Source organism: Vicinamibacterales bacterium, from assembly GCA_041659285.1.
Classification (GTDB): domain Bacteria; phylum Acidobacteriota; class Vicinamibacteria; order Vicinamibacterales; family UBA2999; genus 12-FULL-67-14b.
This window is the reverse complement of sequence record JBAZYO010000006.1, coordinates 129488-149816: the sequence shown is the minus strand read 5'-3', so window position 1 is coordinate 149816 and position 20329 is coordinate 129488. Positions and strand designations below refer to the sequence as shown.

Sequence of the window (20329 nt, the reverse complement as noted above, 5' to 3'; positions counted from 1 at the left end):
GGCCGAAGGCTGATGGCTGAGCGTGAGACCCTCCAAGTAGACATCCTGATTGTCGGAGGCGGGCCTGCCGGCTTGTCGGCGGCCCTGCGCCTCGCGCAGCTGCAGAAGCAGAAGGGCGGGGAGCCGCTGTCGATCGCGGTGATCGAAAAGGCCCGCGACGCCGGCGTGCATCAGCTCTCGGGCGCCCTGCTCGACCCGTCCACGCTGCGCGACCTCATCCCGGACTTCCAGGCCAAGGGCGCGCCGCTGGCGGCGGAAGTGCACCAGGACAACATCTACTTCCTGACGCCCGAGCAAAAACTGCGGCTGCCGATCACGCCGCCGCCGTTCCAGAATCACGGCAACTACATCATCTCGCTCAACCAGTTCACGAAGTGGCTGGCGGGGCAGGTGGAGGCCGAAGGCATCGACCTGTTCATGGGCTTTGCCGGCCAGCACGTGCTCTACGACGGCACCCGGGTGATTGGCGTGCGCACGGGCGACCGCGGTATCGGCAAGGACGGCCAGCCCAAGGGCGCCTTCGAGCTCGGCGCCGACATCCATGCCAAGGTCACAATCTTCGCCGACGGCGTCCGTGGCCACCTGACCAAGCAGTTGATGCAGACCTTGGAGCTGGGTCTCGAATCCGAGCCGGCGCAGTTTGCCCTCGGCATCAAGGAACTCTGGGACATCCCGAAGGATCGGCTCGCGCCGGGCACCGTCATCCACACGCTCGGCTACCCGCTGCGCGACGAGGAGTTCGGCGGCAGCTGGTTGTACGCGATGCCTGAAGGCCGCCTCTCGATCGGCTTCGTGGTGGGCCTCGACTACAAGGACCCGCTGTTCGATCCCCACGCCGCCTTCCAGCATTTCAAGCGGCACCCGTTCATCAGCGGCATTCTCGACGGCGGCCAGGTCGTGCGCTACGGCGCCAAGGCGCTGCCGGAAGGCGGCTGGAACACGCAGCCGCGCCTGCATGTCGATGGCGGCCTGATTGTCGGCGATGCCGCCAACTTCGTGAATTCGATCCGGCTGAAGGGCATTCACCTCGCCATGCGCAGCGGCATGCTCGCTGCCGAAGCGGCGTTCGACGCGGTGCGCGCGGATGACACGAGCTCGGCGTCGCTGCATCGCTACAAGCAGCTGGTGGATGCGAGCCCGATCAAGACCGAGCTCTATCCGGTGCGCAACGTGCACCAGGCGTTCGGCGCCGGCACCATGGCGGGCGGCGCCTACGCCGGCATCGCGATGTTCACCAACGGCAAGGGCCTGCCCGACCTCTCCGGCCATCCCGGCCACCAGGCGATGCAGACGATCGAGCACTACTACGGGATGGCCAAGCGCGACATCCTGGTGCCGTCCAACACCGCGCCCATCGATCGCCGCATCACGTTCGACAAGGTGACCGGCGCGCACTATTCGGGCACGCACCACGACGAGGATCAGCCGGTGCACCTCCTGGTGCAGACCGACGTGTGCCACAGCATCTGCGGACCCGAATACGGCCACCCATGCGTGCGCTTCTGCCCGGCCAGCGTCTACGAAATGGTCGACAACGGTGCGGGCGGTCTGAAGCTGCAGATCAACGCGTCCAACTGCGTGCATTGCAAGACCTGCGACATCATGGACCCCTACGCGGCCATCACGTGGGTGGCTCCTGAAGGCGGCGAAGGCCCTTCCTACGACGGGATGTAGGGTGCCTAAGGTGCCTAAGGTGCCTAGGGTGCTACGCTTCCGCTAGCTGATGGCTGAAACTACCGACTGGCGGCAGTCCCCGCGCAAGCGCGCTGAAGTGGCTGCGATCGCCGCGCTGGGGTACCCAGTCGTGCGCGCGCTGTGCTCGACGTGGACGTGGAAGGTCACCGGCGCCGAGCACGTTGACGCCATCACCAGGGCCGGTCACCAACCCATCCTCGCGCTCTGGCATGGGCGCATCCTTGCGGCCACTCCCTACTTTCAGCGGCGCGGCATTGTCGCCATGGCCTCCGAGAACTTCGATGGCGAGTGGATTGCCAGGCTGCTCGGCAAGTTCGGCTACGGCGCCGCTCGTGGCTCCACCTCCAGGGGCGGTCCTGCGGCCCTCAGGCAGCTTGTGAGGGACGTGAAGGCCCACGGGGTGGCCTTCACTCTGGATGGACCCCGCGGGCCCGCAGAGGTCGCGCAGCCGGGCGCGGTGTGGCTGGCCAGGGCCACGGGCCAGCCCTTACTGCCGTTCCATTCCGAGGCCGCCTCGAGCTGGACGCTCAACAGCTGGGACCGGACGCAGATTCCGAAGCCGTTCACGACCGTGGCGATGGCGATCCGCCAACCGATCTACGTGCCGCGAGACGCGGACGCCGCTGCGCTGGAAGCGTGCCGGCGTGAGCTGGAGGCGTCCCTTGCAGCAGCACGATTGGAATGCCGTCGGCAATTGTCCTAGCGACCGCCCGGTCGCGGATTGACGGGCCGCAGATTTCGCAGATTCACGCAGATGACTGAGGCGGCCCGACGCGGAGCTTCGCTCCCGCGGACCGAGCAGGCAGAGGCCAGAAACAAGAGTGTTCACACAACACAGCCACTCTTGTTTCTGGTCTCTGTCTGCTCGGTCAGGCCGGTTGGAAAGAACGCCAACCGGCCTGCGTCGGGCCGCCGTGTCTTGGCGCGGTTCGGCGGTCGCCGTCCAATCAGAATCTGTGTCAAATCGGCGTCTAATCTGCGGCTGTCTTTGGTTGGGCTAACCTATACGGATGCCGTTGGTCCTCGTCAGCTCGCCTCGCTTTGTCGATCACGTGACTCCAGCGGAACACCCGGAACGGCCCGAGCGCGCCGAGACGTTGGAAGCGGTGGCCGCCCGGTTTCGCGAGCAGGGTGGAACCGTGCTCGAACCGCGATCTGCCACCGACGACGATCTCGCGCGGGTGCACACTCGCGAACACATCGCCGCCATCGTGGCGACGCGGGGCCGGGCCACGATGATCGACGAAGACACGTTTACGTCGCCGGATTCCGACGACATCGCCCGGCTGGCCGCCGGAGCGGTGCTCACCGCGGTGGACCATGTGCTCGATGGCGCACGTGGTTCGCGCGCCCTGGCCATGGTTCGGCCGCCGGGCCACCACGCCGAGGCTGACAGGGCGATGGGGTTCTGTCTTTACAACAACATCGCCGCTGGCGCAGCCTACGCCCGCTCGCGCGGCCTGTCTCGCGTGGCCATCGTCGATTTCGACGTGCACCACGGCAACGGCACCCAGGCGATGTTCTACGAGGACCCCAGCATCCTGTTCGTGTCGTCGCACCAATACCCGTTCTGGCCGGGCAGCGGCGCGGCGGGCGAGACCGGGCGCGGAGCGGGCGAGGGGTTCACGCTGAACGTCCCGCTGACCATCGGCGACAAAGATGGAGTGGTCGAGCGCAAGTATGCGGAGGTGGTGCTGCCGCGTCTGCGCGAGTTCAAGCCGGAGCTGTTGATGGTGTCGGCGGGCTTCGACGCTCACGAGCAGGACCCCTTGGGACAGCTGCGGATGACCACTGCGGGCTTCGGCCGCCTTACCAAGGCGCTGCTGGACGTGGCGGACGACGTCTGCGAGGGGAAGGTGGTGTTCGTGACCGAGGGAGGCTACGACCTCCGCGCCCTGTCGGACAGCCTGGATGCGGTGATTGCCGTCTGTCGGTAGTAAAATCAACGGATCACCGTGGCCGAATATCATCCGCAAGACCTCGACAAGAAATGGCAGAAGCACTGGGCCGACACCCAGGCGTTTGAAGTCACCGAAGACCCCTCGAAGCCGAAGTTCTACTGCCTCGAGATGTTCGCCTACCCCTCGGGGCACGCGCACGTCGGGCACGTCCGCAACTACATCATCGGCGACGTCGTTTCGCGGCTGAAGCGGCTGCAGGGCTTCAACGTGCTGCACCCGTTCGGGTGGGACGCGTTCGGCCTGCCCGCGGAAAACGCCGCGATCAAGAACGGCATCCATCCCGAGACCTCCACGCTCGGCAACATCGCCCACATGAAGGGGCAGTTGCAGCGCCTGGGCATCAGCTACGCGTGGGGACGCGAGCTGGCGACCTGCCAGCCCGAGTACTACCGCTGGAACCAGTGGCTGTTCACGCGGATGTTCGAGAAGGGCCTGGCCTATCGCCGCCGCTCGACCGTGAACTGGTGCCCGGTCGACAACACCGTGCTGGCCAACGAGCAGGTGGTGGACGGCGCGTGCTGGCGCTGCGGCACTGCCGTGACGCAGAAGGATCTCGAGCAGTGGTTCTTCCGCATCACCGCCTACGCCGACGACCTGTTGCACGCCGCCGAGGGGCTGTCGAAGTGGCCTGAAAAGGTCCTGACCATGCAGCGGAACTGGATCGGGCGGTCGGAAGGCGCCAGGGTCAGGTTCCCGATCCAGGGTGAGGACGCGTTCATCGAGGTGTTCACGACGCGCATCGACACCATCTACGGCGCCACCTTCGTGATGCTGGCGCCCGAGCACGCGCTGGTCACGTCGTTCGCCAAGGAATCGGCCGACGAAAAGGCATTCACGGCGAAGGCGCAGCGCTTTCGGGGGCAGGACCGCGCCGGCCGAATGACCGGCGAGGTCGCGAAAGAGGGGTTCTTCACCGGCCGCTTTGCCATCAATCCGTTCACCCGCAAGCCGGTGCCGATTTGGGTCGCCAACTACGTTCTGGGCGAATACGGTACTGGCGCCGTGATGGCGGTGCCCGCCCACGACGAACGCGACCTGGACTTCGCCACCAAGTACGAGCTGCCGATTGTCCGGGTGGTGAACGACGATGAGGTCCTGGTTGACTCAGGCCCGTACGACGGGATGCCCGCGGACGAGGCTCGCCGTCAGATCACCGCCGAAGCGGAAGAGCGCGGCATCGGCCAGGGCACGGTGCAGTTCCGGCTGAAGGACTGGGGAATCTCGCGCCAGCGCTACTGGGGCACGCCCATTCCGATGATCCATTGTTCGGTGGACGGCGTGGTGCCGGTGCCGGACGATCAGCTCCCGGTGACGTTGCCGAAGATCACCGAGTTCACCGGCCGCGGCGACTCGCCGCTGGCCAGCGTGCCGGAATTCGTCAATGTGAAGTGCCCGAAGTGCGGCGGTCCGGCCCGGCGCGAAACCGACACCATGGACACCTTCGTCGATTCGTCCTGGTACTTCTACCGGTTCGCCGACGCGCACAACGACCAGATGCCCTTCGACCCCAAGAAGGTGGCCTACTGGTGCCCGGTGGACTTCTACAGCGGCGGCGTCGAGCACGCCATCCTGCACCTGATCTACTCGCGGTTCTTCGCGCGCGTGTTCCACGACCTCGGCATGGTCGAACACACCGAGCCGTTCACGCACCTGCTGACGCAGGGCATGGTGCTGAAAGACGGCGCCGTGATGTCGAAGTCCAAGGGGAACGTCGTCGATCCGGACTCGATGATCGAGAAGTACGGCTCCGACGCGCTGCGTCTCTACGTGATGTTCGTGGCGCCGCCGGAGAAAGAAGTCGAGTGGAGCGACTCGGGCCTGGAAGGCAGCTTCCGCTTCCTGGCGCGCGTGTGGCGCGCTGCTGATCAGTGGCGCGACGAGGCGGTCGCCGCCGGCGGCGGCTTCGAACACGCGCGTCTCACCGCCGCCGAGCGTGGCTTGCGCCGGAAGACCCACGACACGATTCGCCGCGTCACCCAGGACATCGACGTCCGCCAGCAGATGAACACCGCGGTGTCGGCGATGATGGAACTGGTCAACGAGCTCTACCTGTTCACCGACAAGGGCGAGCGCTCGGCGCAGGCGCCGAAGGTGGCGCGCGAAGCCGTCGAAGCGCTGATGGTGATGCTGTCGCCGTTTGCGCCGCACACGATGGAAGAGCTCTGGCAGATGTACGGCCATGCCGACGGATTGGCGGGCGCCCGCTGGCCGTCGTTCGACGCCGACGTGGCGAGGGCTGAAGAGCTGGAGATCCCGGTGCAGGTCAACGGCAAGCTGCGCGGGCGCGTGACCGCGGCGCCCGACATCGCCGACCAGGACCTCGAGGCGCTGGCGCTGGCCGATCCACACGTGCAGGCGCACATTGCCGGCAAGACGATCAAGAAAGTCGTGATTGCCAAAGGTCGCCTGGTCTCGATTGTTGTGGCCTAATAGCAGAGATGAATACCACCAGGCGACAGGTGCTTCGCGCGCTGCCGGTGCTGGCCGCCGGGGTCGGCGCCGCGTCCTGCGGCTACGCGCTGGCCGGGCGCGGCTCGTTCCTGCCGGCGTACATCCGCACGCTCGGCATCCCGATGTTCGGCAACACCACGCCCTATCCGACCATCGAGCAGACCTTCACGCAGAAGGTCCGTGAGGAGTTCCAGGCCAGCGGCCGTTACACCGTGACGCCCACCGACGCCGGCACCGACGGCATCGTGCGAGGCGAGATCCAGTCGGTGTCGAGCCAGCCGGTGGGCCTGAACGACGCCCAGTTGGCTTCGCGCTACCGCTTTACGGTGATCGTGAAGGTCGCCTTCGAAGACGTGAAGCAGCAGAAGACGCTGTGGGAAAACCCGGCGCTGGCGTTTTCGGATGAGTATGACCTGGCCAACCCCGCCGCCGGCGGCGTGGACGTGGCGGCCTTCGCGGGCAACGACCGGGCGGCATTCGAGCGCATGGCGACGGACTTTGCCAAGTCGGTCGTCAGCGCGATCCTGGAAGCGTTTTGACCCTTCGACTCGCGATCGTCAATGCGCGTCGCCGATCGCTCGCTCAGGGCGGGGGCGGCTGAGTCATGTCAACAGTTGCTGACGTCCGCAAGCAGATCAAGTCCGGCAAGACGGCTCCGCTCTATCTGCTCGAAGGCGACGACCTGCAGTCGCGCCACGACCTCGCGCTCGAGTTCGCCGGCGTCGTCGACGAGGGCCTGCACGCCTTCAACGTCGAGAGCCTGTACGCCAACGAAGCCGGCAACGCCTCGGGCCGCGACGCCCTGATCGGCGCCATCCTCTCCACCGCGCGGACGCTGCCGATGATGTCGCCGCGGCGGGTCATCATCATCCACGAGGCCGAACGCCTGCTGGCGCCCAAGCGCGGCAAGGACGAAGACGAGTCGCAGGGCGACCTGGACCTGGTCAAGAAGGGCAAGCGCGGCTCGACGCCGGTGGAGGAGCTCGAGGCGTACTTCGAGAAGCCCGAGCCGATGACCACCCTGGTGTTCGTGGCCGGCGGGCTGGACGCCAATCGCCGCCTGGTCAAGATCCTGCGGAAGCGCGCCGATTGCGTGGATTGCGGATCGCTCGAGACCGCGCGCGACGCGGAGCAGTGGATTCAGAAGCGCCTGGACAAGGACGAACTGACCATCGAGCCCAAGGCGCTCCAACTCCTGCTGGCGACGACCGGACTCAGCCTCGGCCGCATTCGCGCGGAAGTGGAGAAGCTGGTGCTCTACGCGGCAGGGGAGTCGGCCATCACCGCCAACCACGTGCGCGACCTGGTGATGCCGCAGAACGAGCCGGGTGAGGATTTCGCGCTCGGCAAGGCCATCTGGAACGCGGATGCGGCCGGCGCGTTGCGGGAGATCGCCGCGCAGATCGACGCCGGCGCCCAGCCGCCGATGCTCCTCGGGCAGATCCGCGCCGCGGCCATCCGCCTGCGGCCCGACACGCGCGTGAAGCACAGCCTCGACGCCGTGTTCCGCACCGACCTGGCCATCAAGTCGTCGTCGGGCGCGCCAAGATTTCTCCTGGAGCGTCTGGTCGTGGAGATTTGCGGCAGGTGAGAGAGGGTCTGACCCCGAGCGGGACGTGCCGAGGGGTCCGACCCTAGCGCACTACTTCGGGATGCGCGCGGAGACCCGCGACTTCAGCCTGGAGGCGGTGTTGCGGTGGATGATGCCCTTGGTGGCCATCTTGTCCACGAGCGACTGCAACCCCTTGAGGGCGGCCTTCGCCGCGTCCATGTTCTTGTCGTCGAGCGACTTGCGGACGGCCTTGAGGCCCGTGCGCAGCTTCGAGCGCAACTCCCGGTTGTGCTCGCGACGCTTGATGTTCTGCCGATTGGCCTTCAGGGCCGACTTGTTTCTCTTCGCCACGTCTCTAGGACCTCGATGTCAGTAGGATGCCGAACACGTAATCATAGCACGCACTTAGCAGGTGGGCCGCCCCTTCATGGTGCCCCGGCCCAACGACGGCCTGGCGGCGGGCCTGCCGCGCCGTAGCCCCGTCAGGGGCGAAGGCGGGAATTGACGACTTCGTAGGCGCCCGACTCCGGGCGCTTGTTTGAGTAGCGGGTCACGGGCTTGCCGCTCACCACCTCCATCCACTTGTAGATGGTGTTGGGCGGCGCCGCCGGGGCCGCGCCGGTGATCTTCTTGACGTAGTTGCGGGTTTCCTCGAAGGGCGGCACGGCGCCGTACTTCTCCACGTTGCCCATGCCGGCGTTGTAGGCCGCCAGCGCCAGTTCCACCTTGTGGTCGTAGCGAACGAGCAGGCGCTTCAGGTAGGTCACGCCGCCGCGGATGTTCTGGTCGGGCTCGAATGGATTGCTCACGCCCAGTTCCAGGGCGGTGGCGGGCATCAACTGCATCAGGCCCATCGCACCCTTGGTCGAGACGGCCGTGGGGTTGAAGGCCGATTCCACCTGAATGACGGCCCGCACCAGGTCCGCCGACACGCCGATGCGGCGGGAATGTTCGTTGATGGAGTCGTCGAAGCGCGCGCTCTTCACGCTGGGCACCAGCGGCTTGGTGGCGCGCACGGTGGTGGCTCCGGATACCGCGTAGGTGTTCATCTCGCCTTTGTCCACGCGCGGCTGATCCGACAGCACGAGCTTTCCGTCGGTGTCGCGCCAGGTGTAGATCTGGGCGGCGGCGGGCGAAGCCAAGCCGATGGTCAGGGCGAGTAGAACCAGGCTGCGTATCAAGGATCTTCAGTGTACCTTATCGGCGCTAGTGCCCCGGGGGCTCAGGCGAGGAGTTTCTCAACCAGTAGCCTGGCTTCCTTGAGCAAATCCGTGATCTTCGCCGGTTCTTTGCCCCCGGCCTCCGCGAAGTCCGGGCGGCCACCGCCGCCGCCCCCGACGATGGGGGCGAGCTGCTTGAGGAGCTGGCCGGCCGGCGCCTTCTTGGCCAGGTCAGGCGTGACCGAAGCGATCAGCGAAACCTTGCCGTCGGGCATGGCCGCGGCCAGCACGATCACGCCGCTCTTGAGCCGGGATTTCAGGGTGTCGGCGAGGGCGCGGAGCGACTCCTTGTCCACGTCCTTCACCTCGCGCGCGATGAACGTGGCGCCCGCGATCTCGACCTTGTCCTCATCCGCGGCGCCGCTGCCGCCGGATCCGCCAAGGGCCAGCTTGGTCTTGAGCTGCTGTATTTCCTTCTGCGCCTTACCGGCCAGGGCCTGCTGGTGCCGGACCCAGTCAACCAGGCCTCCGCGCCTGGCGCCGGACTCGGCGGCAATGGCCCTGGTCTCGGCGAGCGCGCTGCGCGCGAGGTCGAGGGCGCCGAGGCCCGTCACCGCCTCGACGCGGCGCACGCCCGCTGCCACGCCCGACTCGTCGGTGACCAGCAGCGACCCGATGTCTCCGGTCGCGCGCACGTGAGTGCCGCCGCAGAGTTCCGTGCTGAAGGCGCCGTCGCCGACCGCCACCACCCGGACCTTGTCGCCGTATTTCTCGCCGAACAGCGCCATGGCTCCCGCCGCAATGGCCTCCTGCGTGTTCCTGACGGCGGTGTTCACCGGGTCGTTCTTCACGATGGCCGCGTTCACCAGCCGCTCGACCTCCACCAGCTGCTCCGGGGTCACGGCGGAGAAGTGGACGAAGTCGAACCGCAGGCGATCGGGGGCCACGAGTGAACCGGCCTGCTTCACGTGCGGGCCGAGCACCCTGCGGAGCGCCGCGTGCAGCAGGTGCGTGGCGGTGTGGTTGCGGCGCGTGGCGTCGCGCAGCTCGACGTCCACGTGCGCCGTCACCAGGTCGCGCAGGGCAATGCGGCCTTCGATGCCCTCGACGCGATGGACGCGCGGGAGGCCGGGGCCGAGCCGCGACACGCCGGTGACGCGGGAGCGCTGGCCCGAGGCCGGCGCGATCCAGCCGTGGTCCGAGACCTGTCCGCCGGCCTCGAGATAGAAGGGCGTCCGGCCGAGCGCGATGTATCCGCTGCCGCCGCTGTCGAGGGCCTCCACTGATTTCTTCTGGTCGTTGAAGAGGGCCAGCACCGGCACACCCTTCAGCGTGGTCTCGGCGTAGCCCTCGAACGTGTCGCCGACGGCGCGCAGTTCTTCGCGCTCCTCGTCCGACATGAACGTGAAGTCTTCGCCCTTCTTGCTTTCGAACGAACTGCCGGCCCGTGCTTTCACACGCTGGCCTTCCATGGCGGCGTCGAACCCTTCGCTGTCGAACGTCAGGCCCTGGTTGCTGGCCAGGTCTTCGATGAAGTCTCGCGGCAGGCCGAAGGTGTCGTAAAGCTTGAAGGCCTCGTCGCCCGGGACCACCTTGGTGGTCTTGGCCGCGCGCTCGAGAACGTCCTCGAGGCGGGGGAGTCCGCCCGTGAGCACGGCGTCGAACCGTTCCTCTTCGCTCTTGATCACCTGCACCACGGCGTCGCGCCCGGCCTTCAACTCGGGATAGGCGTCGCCCATCTCGCGCACGACGACGTCGGCGAGGGAGAACAGAAACGGCTCGTGCAGGCCGAGCTTGCGCCCGTGCCGCATGGCGCGGCGCATGATCTTGCGCAGCACGTAGCCGCGCCATTCGTTCGACGGCACCACGCCGTCGGCAATCAGGAACGTGGCGGCGCGGGCGTGGTCGGCGACCACGCGCATCGAAACGTCGCTGGGCGACATCGACTGGCCGTAGCGGTGCCCGGACATCTCGCCGATGGCGGTGAGCAGCGGCATGAACAGCGGCGTGTCGTAGTTCGACATGCTGCCCTGCATGACGGCCGAGATGCGCTCGAGGCCCATGCCGGTGTCGATCGACGGCGCCGGCAGGGGCGTCAGCGTGCCCTGGTCGTCGCGTTCGAACTCCATGAACACGTTGTTCCAGATCTCGACGAAGCGCTCGCTCCCGCCCTCGACGTCTTCGACGAAGCGGCCGGTGCCGGGGACCTTGGCGCCGCGGTCCACGTAGATCTCGGAGCAGCGTCCGCAGGGGCCGGTGTCGCCCATGGCCCAGAAGTTGTCGGCCATGCCGAGCTCGCCGATGTGGTCGGCCGGCACGAAGTCGAGCCAGCGCTGGTAGGCCTCCTCGTCACGCGGAATGCCGGGCGCGCCCTTGAACACCGTCACATACAGCGTGGACGGGTCGAGCTGCCATTCCTTGGTCAGCAGGTTCCAGGCCAGCTCGATGGCGTCGTGCTTGAAGTAGTCGCCGAACGAGAAGTTGCCGAGCATCTCGAAGAAGGTGTGGTGCCGGAGCGAGGGGCCGACGTTGTCGAGGTCGTTGTGCTTGCCGCTGACGCGCATGCACTTCTGCGACGAGGCGGCGCGCGTGTAGTCACGCTTCTCGCGGCCGAGAAACACGTCCTTGAACTGGTTCATGCCGGCGTTGGTGAACAGCAGCGTGGGGTCGTCGCCCGGGAGCAGGGGGCTGCTGGGGACCACGCGGTGCCCGTGTCTTTCAAAGTATTTCAGGAAGGAAGTGCGTATCTCCGCCGGATGCATCTCTCTATTGTAAGCTCCGCAAGCGCCTCATGATGGCTTCGAACGGGAACCCTTGCGCGGCCAGGCCGCGGACGATGCGGGCGCGGGCGTTCTGGTCGAGGTCTTTCGGGTCCTGGCCGCGGAGGCGCCGGGCGAAGGCGCGGTCGAGCAGAGCGCCCTCGTCCACCTCCTCGAAGACTTCGTTGACGGCGGATTCCGCGACCTCGCCGGCGATGCCGAGCGTCCGCAGCTTCTGCAGGACGCGGGAGCGGCCGCGGTGGCGGATGGTGCTTTCGATACGTGCGGCGGCCAGGGCCACGCGCCGGTCGTTGATGGTGCCGTCTTGACGGAGCCGCTCGACGGCCGCCTCGATGGCGTCGTCTTCGAACTCCTTGCGGGCGAGGCGCGTGCGGACCTGTGCCTCCGACAACTCGCGCCGGGACAGCATGGTCAGCGCGACGATGTAGGCGTCTGGCACTTCTCGATTATCCGCCTAAAGGCGGATGCTACATCGATGTGGCGTCCGCCTTTAGGCGGACCTCACTTGCCAAACCGCGTAATCTCCGGCGCCTTGGCCGCGGGCTTGGCGGCCGGTGCCGCCGGCTTGGCCGGCGCCGGCGCGCCGAAGATGGTGCCGGCCATCTGGTCCCGCGACATGTCCGACGTGGTCGAGATGCCCTGCACCCGGAGCTTGAACTCGTCCACGTTCGACGCCCACCGCAGCGCCTCCTCGTAGCTGATCAGGTCTTCCTGGAACAGGCTGAAGATCGACTGGTCGAACGTCTGCATCCCGTACTGCGAGGTGCCCTGGGCAATGGCGCCGGCGATCAGGTGCGTCTTGTCCTTGTCGACAATGCAGTCCTTGATGAAGGGCGTGGCCACCAGCACTTCCACGGCCGGGGCGCGGCCGGTGCCGTCCTTGCGCGGGATCAGGCGCTGGGCGATTGAGGCCCTCAGCACCGATGCCAGCTGCAGGCGGATCTGCTTCTGCTGGTGCGGCGGAAACACCGAGATGATGCGGTTGATGGTTTCCGTGGCGTCGAGGGTATGCAGCGTGGAGAACACCAGGTGGCCGGTCTCGGCCGCGTGCATCGCGGTCTCGATGGTTTCCATGTCGCGCATTTCGCCGACCAGGATGACGTCGGGGTCCTGGCGCAGCGCGCTGCGCAGGGCGTGGGCGAACGACCGCGTATCGACGCCGATCTCGCGCTGGTTGATGATGCACTGGTTGTCGCGGTGCAGGTACTCGATCGGGTCCTCGATCGTGATCACGTGCGAGGTGCGGGTCTTGTTGATGTGGTCGATCATCCCCGCCAGCGTGGTGCTCTTACCGCTGCCGGTGGTGCCGGTGACCAGCACGAGGCCGCGTTCTTGTTCGGAAATCTTCTTCAGTACCGGCGGCAGGCCGAGTTGGTCGAGGCTCTTGACGTTGACCGGAATGACGCGGAGCACGCAGCCGATGGTGCCGCGCTGCTGGAACACGTTGCAGCGGAAGCGACCGAGGCCGGGGACGCTGTAGGCCAGGTCCACTTCCTGCGAGTCCTTGAACTTCTGGCGCTGCGCGGTGGACATGATCGAGGCGGCCATCTCGACCAGGTCTTCGTGGTCGAGTTGCTTTTCGTCCGACACCGGGGCCAGGTGGCCGTGAATGCGGGCCATCGGATAGCTGCCGACCTTCAGGTGCAAGTCGGACGCGCCCTTTTCGACGGCCAGCTTCAGCAGGTCATTGACGTGCATCGAGTCTCCCTCCTGTCAGCGGACGCCCACGGCGGCGTTCACCGGGGTGAGCCAACCGTGCGTGTCCGGCAGGTCCCCTCGAAGAATGCCGAAGAAGCGCTGCTGCAGCGCCTCCGTGATCGGGCCGCGTTTGCCGTTGCCAACGGTGATCTTGTCGATCGATCGAATGGGGGTGATCTCGACAGCCGTGCCGCAGAAGAACGCTTCGTCCGCCAGGTACAGGAACTCGCGCGGGAGGGACGTTTCCCGGACTTCGTAGCCGAGGTCCGTCGCGAGGGTGATGACGCTTTCGCGGGTAATGCCCTGCAGCACCGACGATCCCAGTGAGGGCGTGTAGATCACGTTGTCGCGGACCAGGAACAGGTTCTGTCCGCTGCCTTCGCTCAGCAGGCCGCTCTCGTCGAGCGCAATGCCCTCGGCGTAACCGTCAATCGACGCCTGCATCTTGATCAGGCCGGAATTGGCGTAGTTGGCCGAGCCCTTGGCCATGGCCGGCAGCGTGTTGGGGGCCAGCCGGGTCCACGAGCTGACACCGGCGTCGATGCCGTCCTCGAGCGCGCCGGCGCCGAGCATCTGGTTCCATTCCCAGACGATGATCGAGGCGTCGACCGGGCAGGGCCGGGGATCGAGGCCGAGTTGTTCGTAGCCGCGATAGACCAGCGGCCGGATGTAGCAGCTCTTGAAGCCGTTGACACGCACCGTGTCGAGCACCGCCTGCGACAGTTCGGCCTGCGACCAGCGCGGCTCCATGCGATAGACCCGGCACGAGTCGATCAGCCGGCGCATGTGCGGCTCGAGGCGGAACACGTTGGTGCCCGTCCTGGAGTCGTAGGCGCGCAGCCCTTCGAAGACGCCGGTGCCGTAATGAATCGCGTGGCTGGCGACGTGGATCGTCGCGTCTTTCCAGTCCACCAGCGACCCGTTCATCCAGATCTTGCCCGTTCCCGCAAATGCCATGCGGGAATTATCCCTTACTGGCGCTCGGAACAGAAGGGACAGGCGTCGGCGCGGGCGGCCAGGGCCTTGCCGCACTTCCAGCAGAAGCGCGCCTGCACGGTTTCGCGCGCCTTGAGCCGCGCCTGGATGTCCTGTTGTTCCTCCGACGCCGCCATCGCGCCGGTGCCGCCCGGGGCGGCACGCCAGGGGCGCCGGGAGGCCGGCGACGGCGTGCGGGCGGCCAGCACGGCATCGAGCAGGTCGGAGGCGCGCTGGTAGCGCGACGGGATGTCGGCGGCGATCGCCTTCATCACGATGTCGCTGATCGCCTTCGGCAGCTTGGGGTTCTTCAGCTTGGGCGGCGACGCCAGTTCGCCGCGCATCAGCCGGTCGAGGTCGGCCGGCATCGGCGTGTCGTAGGGCAGCACGCCGGTGAACATCTGGTACATCGTCACGCCCAGCGAGTAGATGTCGGACGCGAACACCGCCTTGCCCTGGAACTGCTCGGGCGCCATGTACGGCGGGCTGCCGATCACCGTGGTGCCGTGCGCGGCAATCTCCAGGAAGCGTGAGGTGCCGAAGTCGGCCACCTTGATCAGGCCCTGGTCGGTCACCATCACGTTGCCCGGGCGCAGGTCGCGATGGATGACGCCGTGCTTGTGCGCGTGGTCCATCGCGTTGCAGATCTGGCAGGTGTAGTCGAGCGCCCGCGCCAGGTCGAGCGTGCCGTCGCGATCGATCACGGCTTCCAGCGTGTCGCCGGGCACGTACTCCATCACGATGAAAAACACGTCGTCTTGCTTTTCCGCGGTGAGCACCGTGACGATGTTCGGATGGCTGAGGGTGGCGAGCAGCCGGGGCTCGCGGAGCAGTTCGCCGAAGTCGAGGTTCTGCCGGTGCGGAACCTTGATCGCGACCTTCTTGTCGATCCAGGTGTCTTCCGCGAGGTAGACGCTGCCAAAGCCACCGCTGCCGAGAGGGGAGAGGATGCGGTATTTTCCGACGGTTTGTCCCCGGAAGAACATCTGTGCGGATGAGTATACTCTCCGCGTGCGCCCCCGCTTCCACGTACCCGACTTCGATGCCGCGTCAGCGCGCGTACCGCTGCCGGACGACGAGGCCGAGCACCTCGCGCGCGTGCTGAGACTGGGGGTGGGCGCCGAGGTCGATGTCTTCGACGGACGTGGCGGATTGTGGCGGGCCGAAGTCGTCGAGGCGGGGAAGCGCTCGGCCTCGGTGCGCGCGGTCGAGCCGCTCGCGCCGGCCCCTGAGCTCACCGTGCCGGTCGTGCTGGTCATCAGCGTGCTGAAGGCCGACAAAATGGACGACGTGGTTCGCGATGCGGTGATGCTGGGCGTGACCGGCATCCTGCCGGTGGTCAGCGAGCGATCCGAGATCAGCCTGGCGGCCGTGGAGAAGAGCCATCGCGTGGCGCGATGGCAGCGCATCGCCGTGTCGTCGGCGAAGCAGTGCGGACGGGCGGTGGTGCCGGTGGTGGGGCCGGCGGGCGGATTCGCGGCGTACCTGGCCGAACCCGTGAGCGGCGTGCGGCTGATTTGCGTCGAGCCATCCGTGATGCCAGGCGGCGCGCGCAGCGTGCAAGCGGTCGCCAAACCCGCCGCGGCCCATGTGATAGTGGGGCCAGAAGGCGGCTGGACCGCGGATGAATTGGGCGCCGCGCTGGCCGCCGGCGCCGTGCCGCTGTCACTCGGTGGACGAACGCTGCGCGCGGATGCCGCCCCGATTGTTGCCTTGACCGCGCTGTTAACGACTTGGAGTGAACTGTGATGAAGCGACTCTTGATGATTCTGGCGGCTGCCGGCACCTGCGCGGCCGTGGGCGCCGCGCTTCCGCGCGGCGTAAAGGCGCAGGGCGTGGACCAGCAACTGCCGCCGACCGTGGCGACGTTCTCCATTCTTGGGTTCGACCCTGAAACCGGCGAAGTGGGCGGGGCCGTGCAGTCGCGCGTGTTCACGCTGACCGGTGTGCTGACCGCCGATGCCGACGCGGGCGTCGTCGCCACGCAGGCAATTGTCGATGTCAGCTACGGGCCGAAGGGCATTGCGCTGCTCAAGGCCGGGATGAAGCCCGACGCGATCATCAAGGCGATCTGGGACAGCGACCCCGATCCGCAGCCCGAACGTTGGACCAAGCAGGGCCGGCAGTTTGCCGTGATCGATCTGCAAGGCAACACCGCGACGTTTACGGGCCCCAAGGCCACGACCTGGGCGGGTGGCAAGCAGGGCAAGTTCTGCACCGCGCAGGGCAACATCCTCGCCGGTCCGGCGGTGGTGGAGGGCATGGTCAAGGCGTTCGAGGACGCGAAGGGGCACCTGTCGATGCGCCTGATGGCGGCGCTCGATGCCGGTCAGGCGGCGGGCGGCGACACGCGGGGCATGCAGGCTGCGTCGATGGTGATCGTCAAGAAGGGCGGCGGCGTGTGGCTGAACAACGACACCGTGCTGCGGTTCCAGGTGGATGACAGCCCGAACCCGTTCAAGGAACTGCGCCGGGTCGTCGAAAGCTGGAACGCCGCGCGGGAGAAGGGCAGTCAGCGCCCGGTCAAGTGAGCCGCTGATCCAATACAGCCGCAGATTGGACGCCGATTAGACACAGATCAAATCAAATCAAAACAGGGCAGGGCCGCAGATGACGCCGATGACACAAACTACTCAAGCCTTACAGGGATCGTGGCGGCGCGCCCTCGCGCACTTGGTTGTGGCGGTGGCGGCGATTGGCCAGGAGATGACCTTCATCGAGCATCTCGAGGAGCTACGGAAGCGCATCCTGTGGGCGGTGGTATGCGTGGCGGCCACGTTCGCAATCTGTTGGGTGTTCTCGCGGGAGCTCTACGACATCGCCAGCGCGCCGATTCGCTCCAATCCCGCCGTGACCCTGTCGGTGTCGCGGCCACAGGACATCTTCGGTCTCTATATGAAGGTCACGCTGGTGGCATCGATCTTCTTCTCGTCACCGCTGATCCTGACGCAGGCCTGGTTGTTCATCTCGCCGGGTCTCCACAAGCACGAGCGCCGCTATGCCATTCCATTCGTGCTGTCCGCGTCCGTGCTCTTTATCACCGGCGGAGTGTTCGGATATTACGTGGCGTTTCCGACGGCGCTGGGATTTCTCCTGAACTGGATTGTCGAATCTCGGCTCACGCCGATCATCGATGCGGTTGACTACTTCGATCTTTTCTTCAGCATCATGGTGGCGCTGGGCATCGTGTTCCAGATACCCGCCGTGGTCTTCGTCCTGAGCCGCATTGGCCTGATCACGGCGCGCATGATGGTGCGATATCTCAAGCATGCCGTGTTGGCGTGCGTCGTGGTGGCGGCCATCATCACGCCGACCACCGACTTCGGCAACATGCTCGTCGTCGCCGGACCGATGCTCGTGTTGTACGTGGTGGGTATTGGCGTGGCGTGGGTGTTTGGGCGTCGGCGCGTTGCCGAGAGCGCGGTGGATTAGAGTTCTGTGTCTAATCGGCGTCTAATCTGCGGCTGTCTTCCGTAGGTGGAGTGCAATCCAGGTGTCTTCGGTCAGGCGGCTCACCTCGACAAAGCCTGGGAACGCCGCGATGACGCCGTCCACCTCGGTGTGATCGAAGCCGCTCAGAATCATCTGGCCGCCGGGCTTCACCAAGGTGGCGATCACCGAGCCGGCCGACTTCAGCATCCCGCCGGTCAGGTTCGCCAGCACGACCTCGGCGGCCGCCGGCGGCGACGAGCGGAAGTCTGACACCTGGAACTCGATGGTGTCGGGAAGAGTGTTCAACCGGGCGCTGGCTTCCGCGGAATTGATGGCGTCGACATCCACGTCGATGCCGACGACGCGGCGAGCGCCGCTGAGGGCGGCGGCCATGGTCAGCACGCCCGAGCCGGTTCCCAGGTCCAGCACCGTCAGATCCGACACATCGAGGTCAGTCAGCAGCCGCAGGCACATCCTCGTGGTGGCGTGGTGGCCAGTACCGAAGCCCATCGATGGCTCGATCACGATCACGGTGGCATCCACATCCGCGGCGGGCATGTCCCACGGCGGCGCGATGATGAAGCGGCCGGCGTGGACCGCGGTCAGCGCGGCTTGCGAGCGTGCGGCCCAGTCTTCATCGGGCAGGTCGACGGCCTCAATGGCGAGATTGGGCAGTGCGGCGCGAATGGCGTCGGCGGCCTGTGCGCGCTCATCGGCGTCGTTGAAGCAGACGTTCCAATGCAGCGGGGTAGGCGGCGGATCGGGGATGGGCGGGTAAGTGGGATCCCACAGCCCGCCCGGCGGCAGCGGCCGCTCCGCGAGATCGTGGATCGCAACTGGAGAGAAGTCGGTGAGGACGGCCGAGATGATGTCCTCGGAGTCGTCTACGGCGCCGGCGCGCAGCATCAGCGCCGGCCAGGTCCGGTTACCCAAAGATGTCCTTCACCTTGCCGAAAATGCCGCGATCGTCTTCATCGCGCGCGGTCGGCGAGACCTTCTGCTCGGGCAGCGTGGCGGCCAGTTGTTCGAGCAGTTTCTTCTGCTCCTTGGTGAGCTTCTTCGGCGTCACCGCCTGCACCGTGACCAGGATGTCGCCGCGGCCGCGGCCCGACACGTCGGGCATGCCCTTGCCGCGCAGGCGATAGGTCGAGCCGGTCTGCGTGCTCTCGGCAATCTTGATGGTCTCTTCACCGTCGATGCCCGGCACCTTGATCTCGCCGCCGAGGGCGAGCGTGGTGAACGGGAGCGGCACGGTGCAGTGCAGGTCGTTGCCGTCGCGCAGGAAGAACTCGTGCTCCTGCACGAAGATCACGACGTAGAGGTCTCCCGACGGCCCGCCCTGCGTGCCCGCTTCGCCTTCGCCGGTCAGGCGCAGCCGCTGGCCGGTGGCGATGCCGGCCGGGATCTTCACGGTCAGCTTGCGGGTCTGCTCAACGGTGCCGGCGCCACGGCAGGTCTGGCACGGCTTGCTGATCACCTTGCCGGCGCCGCGGCACTGGCTGCAAGTGCGGGCCATGGTGAAGAAACCCTGCTGGAAGCGGATCTGGCCGGCGCCCCGGCAGCCCGGGCAGGTCGTCGGGGACGTGCCGGGCGCCGCGCCGGAGCCCTTGCAGGTGTCGCAGGCTTCCTGGCGGGGAATCTGGATGTGGGTCTCGACGCCCTTCGCCGCCTGCTCGAACTTGATCTCGAGGTCGTAGCGCAGGTCGGAGCCGCGCTGCGGGCCGCCGCGCCGTGAGCCGCCGAACCCGAAGATGTCGCCGAGCCCGCCGAAGATGTCTTCGAAGCCGGTGAACTGCGACGGGTCGAAGCCCTGCGCGCCGCCGCCAACGCCCTGGTGGCCGAAGCGATCGTAGCGCGATCGCTTCTCGTCGTCGCTGAGGATGGCGTAGGCTTCCGCCGCTTCCTTGAACTGCTCTTCGGCCGCCTTGTCGCCCTGGTTCCGATCGGGATGGAACTTGAGGGCGAGCCGCCGGTAGGAACTCTTGATCTCCTGGTCGGTGGCGGTCTTCGAGACTTCGAGGATCTCGTAGTAGTCGCGCTTGCTCACGATGCCTTGGCCACCTTGACGATGGCGGGGCGCAGCAGGCGCTCCCCGAGCTTGTAGCCCTTGGCCAGCACCGCCACCACTTCGCCGTCACGCGCGCCGGCCACTTCTTCGTAGGCCACGGCCTGGTGGACGTGCGGGTCGAAGTCGGCGCCGAGGGCGTCGAGGGTGGTGACGCCGCGCTTCTTGAGCAGGTCGGCGAGCTGCCGCTGGATCAGTTCGAGGCCGGCCTTGTATTGCTGTGCCTGCGGTGGCGCGTCAGCGGCAAGGGCGCGGTCGAAGTCGTCGGCAATCGCGATCACGTCGTTGAGCACCTCGGCGGCCGCCCACTCGATCATGTCCTTGCGGTCGCGGTCGACGCGCTTGCGGAAATTGTCGAATTCCGCGGTCTTGCGCAGCAGCCGATCGAGCAGGTCGTCGCGCTCGCGCTTGACGGCCTCGGGGCTGCCGGCTTCGGGCGCTGGCGCCTCGGCGGCGTCGGGCGCAATCGCGCCGGTCTCAATCGGGTCGTTCGGTTGATCGCTCATGGTTGGACGACTGAATTGTAGGATACCGAATGGTAGGGCATCCCTGAAAGCGGT

19 protein-coding genes are annotated in these 20329 nt (G+C 66.7%); 9 read left to right on the top strand and 10 right to left on the bottom strand.

The genetic code is table 11. The features are described from left to right. Positions 1-12 precede the first annotated feature (12 nt). The 6 genes from WC815_11520 (at position 13) to holA (ending at position 7698) form a co-directional block, all read left to right on the top strand. Complete coding sequence (locus tag WC815_11520; GenBank protein MFA5909398.1) at positions 13-1674, top strand: electron transfer flavoprotein-ubiquinone oxidoreductase; 1662 nt, start codon at positions 13-15, stop codon at positions 1672-1674. A gap of 49 nt (positions 1675-1723) precedes the next feature. Further along, positions 1724-2398, top strand: coding sequence for a lysophospholipid acyltransferase family protein (locus WC815_11515; GenBank protein MFA5909397.1), 675 nt, complete (start codon positions 1724-1726; stop codon positions 2396-2398). Between the two features lie 307 nt (positions 2399-2705). After that, positions 2706-3632, top strand: coding sequence for a histone deacetylase (locus WC815_11510; protein ID MFA5909396.1), 927 nt, complete (start codon positions 2706-2708; stop codon positions 3630-3632). 18 nt (positions 3633-3650) lie between these two features. After that, complete coding sequence (leuS, locus tag WC815_11505) at positions 3651-6086, top strand: leucine--tRNA ligase (GenBank protein ID MFA5909395.1); 2436 nt, start codon at positions 3651-3653, stop codon at positions 6084-6086. A gap of 8 nt (positions 6087-6094) precedes the next feature. Next, positions 6095-6646 (top strand): LptE family protein, encoded by a 552-nt coding sequence (locus WC815_11500; protein MFA5909394.1) that lies wholly within the window; start codon positions 6095-6097, stop codon positions 6644-6646. A 65-nt stretch (positions 6647-6711) separates the two neighbouring features. Next, positions 6712-7698, top strand: coding sequence for a DNA polymerase III subunit delta (holA, locus tag WC815_11495; GenBank protein MFA5909393.1), 987 nt, complete (start codon positions 6712-6714; stop codon positions 7696-7698). Positions 7699-7749: 51 nt separating this feature from the next. On the opposite strand, the gene rpsT is transcribed toward holA, so the two are convergent. From rpsT to WC815_11460, 7 genes are all read right to left on the bottom strand, one after another. Next, a complete protein-coding gene (gene rpsT / locus WC815_11490; protein MFA5909392.1) occupies positions 7750-8010 on the bottom strand; it encodes a 30S ribosomal protein S20 in 261 nt (86 codons plus the stop codon). Positions 8011-8141: 131 nt separating this feature from the next. Continuing rightward, a complete protein-coding gene (locus tag WC815_11485; protein ID MFA5909391.1) occupies positions 8142-8840 on the bottom strand; it encodes a lytic transglycosylase domain-containing protein in 699 nt (232 codons plus the stop codon). A 41-nt stretch (positions 8841-8881) separates the two neighbouring features. After that, a complete protein-coding gene (gene alaS, locus WC815_11480) occupies positions 8882-11581 on the bottom strand; it encodes an alanine--tRNA ligase (protein ID MFA5909390.1) in 2700 nt (899 codons plus the stop codon). 4 nt (positions 11582-11585) lie between these two features. Further along, positions 11586-12038, bottom strand: coding sequence for a regulatory protein RecX (locus WC815_11475; GenBank protein MFA5909389.1), 453 nt, complete (start codon positions 12036-12038; stop codon positions 11586-11588). A 62-nt stretch (positions 12039-12100) separates the two neighbouring features. Then, positions 12101-13297, bottom strand: a complete 1197-nt coding sequence (locus tag WC815_11470; protein MFA5909388.1) for a type IV pilus twitching motility protein PilT — start codon at positions 13295-13297, stop codon at positions 12101-12103. A 15-nt stretch (positions 13298-13312) separates the two neighbouring features. Beyond that, positions 13313-14254 carry a branched-chain amino acid transaminase gene (locus tag WC815_11465; protein MFA5909387.1) on the bottom strand — a complete coding sequence of 314 codons (942 nt, stop codon included), beginning with the start codon at positions 14252-14254 and terminating at the stop codon, positions 13313-13315. 14 nt (positions 14255-14268) lie between these two features. Continuing rightward, positions 14269-15258 (bottom strand): serine/threonine-protein kinase, encoded by a 990-nt coding sequence (locus tag WC815_11460; GenBank protein ID MFA5909386.1) that lies wholly within the window; start codon positions 15256-15258, stop codon positions 14269-14271. 25 nt (positions 15259-15283) lie between these two features. Here WC815_11460 and WC815_11455 point away from each other — a divergent pair, with 25 nt between their 5' ends. From WC815_11455 to tatC, 3 genes are all read left to right on the top strand, one after another. Then, on the top strand, positions 15284-16021 hold the full coding sequence (locus WC815_11455; protein ID MFA5909385.1) for an RsmE family RNA methyltransferase: 738 nt from the start codon (positions 15284-15286) through the stop codon (positions 16019-16021). After that, positions 16021-16803 carry a DUF1028 domain-containing protein gene (locus tag WC815_11450; protein MFA5909384.1) on the top strand — a complete coding sequence of 261 codons (783 nt, stop codon included), beginning with the start codon at positions 16021-16023 and terminating at the stop codon, positions 16801-16803. Before WC815_11455 ends, WC815_11450 begins: the two co-directional genes overlap by 1 nt. An 88-nt stretch (positions 16804-16891) precedes the next feature. Then, positions 16892-17704 (top strand): twin-arginine translocase subunit TatC, encoded by an 813-nt coding sequence (gene tatC, locus WC815_11445; GenBank protein MFA5909383.1) that lies wholly within the window; start codon positions 16892-16894, stop codon positions 17702-17704. A gap of 21 nt (positions 17705-17725) precedes the next feature. On the opposite strand, the gene WC815_11440 is transcribed toward tatC, so the two are convergent. From WC815_11440 to WC815_11430, 3 genes are read right to left on the bottom strand one after another with little or no spacing between them, the layout of a single operon-like run. Beyond that, positions 17726-18637: a 50S ribosomal protein L11 methyltransferase gene (locus WC815_11440; protein MFA5909382.1), complete on the bottom strand. Its 912-nt coding sequence runs from the start codon at positions 18635-18637 to the stop codon at positions 17726-17728. Further along, entirely contained in the window at positions 18630-19751 is a 1122-nt protein-coding gene (gene dnaJ / locus WC815_11435) for a molecular chaperone DnaJ (protein ID MFA5909381.1), read from the bottom strand. Before dnaJ ends, WC815_11440 begins: the two co-directional genes overlap by 8 nt. Continuing rightward, positions 19748-20275 carry a nucleotide exchange factor GrpE gene (locus WC815_11430; GenBank protein ID MFA5909380.1) on the bottom strand — a complete coding sequence of 176 codons (528 nt, stop codon included), beginning with the start codon at positions 20273-20275 and terminating at the stop codon, positions 19748-19750. Before WC815_11430 ends, dnaJ begins: the two co-directional genes overlap by 4 nt. Between the last annotated feature and the right edge of the window lie 54 nt (positions 20276-20329).